This is a genomic window from Streptomyces sp. RP5T, from assembly GCF_003933965.1.
In the GTDB taxonomy this organism is placed as follows: domain Bacteria; phylum Actinomycetota; class Actinomycetes; order Streptomycetales; family Streptomycetaceae; genus Streptomyces.
On record NZ_RSAJ01000812.1, the window covers coordinates 1 to 3,024 of the forward strand.

3 protein-coding genes and 1 pseudogene are annotated in these 3,024 nt (G+C 70.8%); 1 reads left to right on the top strand and 3 read right to left on the bottom strand.

The window, feature by feature from the left end:
• Positions 1-170: 170 nt before the first annotated feature.
• Entirely contained in the window at positions 171-965 is a 795-nt protein-coding gene (locus EHS43_RS41400) for a methyltransferase domain-containing protein (RefSeq protein ID WP_125195658.1), read from the bottom strand.
• A gap of 242 nt (positions 966-1,207) precedes the next feature.
• On the opposite strand from EHS43_RS41400, the gene EHS43_RS41405 reads away from it, so the two are divergent.
• A complete protein-coding gene (locus EHS43_RS41405) occupies positions 1,208-2,335 on the top strand; it encodes a magnesium and cobalt transport protein CorA (protein WP_125195659.1) in 1,128 nt (375 codons plus the stop codon).
• Between the two features lie 22 nt (positions 2,336-2,357).
• On the opposite strand, the gene EHS43_RS41410 is transcribed toward EHS43_RS41405, so the two are convergent.
• Both EHS43_RS41410 and EHS43_RS48500 read right to left on the bottom strand, forming a co-directional pair.
• Complete coding sequence (locus EHS43_RS41410) at positions 2,358-2,789, bottom strand: CBS domain-containing protein (RefSeq protein ID WP_125195660.1); 432 nt, start codon at positions 2,787-2,789, stop codon at positions 2,358-2,360.
• A gap of 123 nt (positions 2,790-2,912) precedes the next feature.
• Positions 2,913-3,024, bottom strand: a pseudogene (locus EHS43_RS48500) (uridine kinase); the annotation flags it as partial.

Here is a 3,024-nt window from a genome sequence, read left to right on the forward strand (position 1 = left end):
GCCGTGGAGCGGGTGGGCGGGAGACCACCGGCGCCCGGTTGACGGCTGGTGGGTGAGCCTCCGTTGCCGGACTTACGGCCGGCCGGTGGGCCAGGGCCAGCAGTGTCGGCGGTCGTCCATCGGGGCGGCCGCCCGGACACCGGTCCCCAGGGACAGCTCCCGCTCTCCTGCTACGCCTTGCGCCCCCATGCCGAGATCAGCGGAGCCGTGGCCAGGTCCATCGTGCCGGTGGCGACGTTGGCGAGGTGGCGGTCGACCTCCTCGTCCGTGGCCAGGCCCGCCGTGACCAACTGGCCGCGGATCTGGCGGATCGTGGCGGACTCCAGGGCGGCGCAGGCCGGCGAGGCCAGCGGGAAGTACGCGTCGGCGGCCACCTGGCGCAGACCGGCCTCGCGGAGCAGACGCGGGAGGGTGCGGCCGTAGGAGAGGTCGGCGCCGCGGTCGGCGAGCAGACGGCGGAAGCCCTGGCGCAGCCGGTTCGCGAGCTGCTGCTCGGGGCCGTACTCGTCGGGGCAGGTCAGGGGTTGCAGGGCGGGGTCGGCGTCCTCCAGCAGGAGCCGTCCGCCGGGACGCAGGGACTTGATCATCGACCGCAGGGCCCGTTCCCGGTCGGGCACATGGACCAGGACGAGCCGGGCGTGCACCAGGTCGAAGCCCTCCCCGGGTGGCTCCTGCGCGCTCACGTCGTGGACCCGTACGTCCACCGGCGGGCGGGCCGCAGCGGTGAGACAGGTGGTGTCGATGTCCGTCGCGACGACCTTCCCGGTCGGGCCGACCTTCTTCGCCAGCCAGGACACCACGGACGTACCACCCGCGCCGACCTCCCAGCAGCGCCAGCCGGATCCGATGCCGAATCCTTCGAGGTGCCGGAAGGTCGTGGGGTCGAAGAGGGCGGCGAAGGCTTCGAAGCGTTCCGCGGCCTCCGCCTGCCGGTTGTCGAGGAGATATCCGTCGGTTCGAGTCATGCCGTGATGATCCCAGTCGTCCGGCTCGTCCCGAGTGGACGACGCGGTTCCTGCGAGGAGAGCGTCGGGGTCCGTTCGCCGGGTGACCGGCGCCGAGGCCGGTGCGGGCTGGTTTTCCACAGGCGGGAACCAAGCGGAACCTCCCCTGTCCACAGGCTCACCCGGCGTTTGCCCCGACCTGGCAAACTGGCGCGCCAGGACGCAGAAACGCGTCGCACGGAGATCCACACGAGGAGATCCAGATGTCCATGGCAGGGAATCTGCGAAAGGTCACGAGCCTCGGCAGGGTGGGTGGCCTGCGCAAGGTGGCCCGGCTGGCCCGGCGGCGCCCGCGCGTCGACCTGAGCCACCACGCCCGCTCCCCGCTGGGCACCTCGGTGGTCAACTGCGTGACCTACAAGGAGGGGGCCCGTATCCCGGTCGACGGTGATCTCGTCGACACCGTGGAGCGGGTACGCGACAGCCGTGACGGTTTCGTCTGGCTCGGGCTGCACGAGCCGTCGGACCACGAGTTCGAGGGCATCGCGGATCTCTTCGACCTGCACCCGCTGGCCGTCGAGGACGCGGTCGAGGCCCATCAGCGCCCGAAGGTGGAGCGCTACGGCGAGACACTGTTCGCGGTGTTCAAGACGGTCTGCTACGTGGAGCACGAGGAGCTCACCGCGACGAGCGAGGTGGTCAACACCGGCGAGATCATGGTGTTCGTCGGCGAGGACTTCGTGATCACGGTGCGGCACGGCAGCCACGGCTCGCTGGGTCCGCTGCGCGAGGAGCTGGAGTCGGACCCCGGGCAGCTCGCCAAGGGACCGGCCGCCGTGCTGCACGCGATCGCGGACCATGTGGTCGACGGCTATCTGGACGTCACCGACGCCGTCCAGTCGGACATCGACCTGGTCGAGACGGCGGTGTTCGCGGACAACGGCGCGCGCGTCGACCCGGGCCGCATCTACCAGCTCAAGCGCGAACTGCTGGAGCTGAAGCGGGCGGTGGCCCCGCTCAGCCGCCCGCTGGAGGAGCTCTCCACCCGGCCGATCAACGTCATCGCCCCGGAGATACAGGCGTACTTCCGAGATGTCTCCGACCATCTGCTGCGCGCGAAGGAACAGATCGCGTCGTTCGACGAACTGCTCAACTCGATCCTGCAGGCACACCTGGCGCAGGTGACGGTCGCGCAGAACGAGGACATGCGGAAGATCACGGCCTGGGCAGCGGTGATCGCCGTCCCGACGATGGTCTGCGGTGTGTACGGCATGAACTTCGACCACATGCCCGAGCTGCACTGGACCTTCGGCTACCCGTTGGTCATGGTCGTGATAGCCGTCGCCTGCGGTGTGCTGTACCGCGGCTTCCGGCGCAACGGCTGGCTGTGAGCGAGGGCCTCCGCAGGACGGGTCAGTGGGTGGTGGAGGAGCGCGCGTAGACGCTCTCGGCCCAGCCGGCGATCTGCTCGTCCGTCAGGTGCCTGGCCAGGTCGGACTCGCTGATCATGCCCACCAGGCGCTTGTTCTCGATGACGGGGAGCCTGCGGATCCTGTGCTCCTGCATCTCGTGCAGGACGTCGGTGACGTCGGCGCTCGCGTCGATCCAGCGGGGTGTGCCCTGGGCCATCGCACCGGCGGTGACCTTGGCCGGGTCGTGGCCGACGGCCACGCAGCCGATGACGATGTCGCGGTCGGTGAGGATGCCGCACAGCCGTTCGTCCGCGTCGCTGATGGGCAGGGCTCCGACGCCCAGTTCACGCATCAGCTGGGCGGCGCGGTCGAGGGTCTCGTGGGCGGGGATCCACTGGGCACCCCGGTGCATGATGTCTCCGGCGGTGGTCATGGAGTACCTCCCGGTGCCGGACGGCCGGCGCGGCGCGGGCGGCTCCGCAAGTCCCGGCGCCCTACATTCTCGCCGCGGCCGAGGGGGCCCGCACCCGGAGCCCGGCGGTGGCGGTGACCCGGGTCAGCCGTTCCAGGCGGGGTGGCGGGGGTCGTCGGCGCGGACGAGGACATCGGCCGTACCGACCGGGTCGGTCTCCTCGGCGTAGCGCTCGTACGCGGGGAGGGTCCAGTGG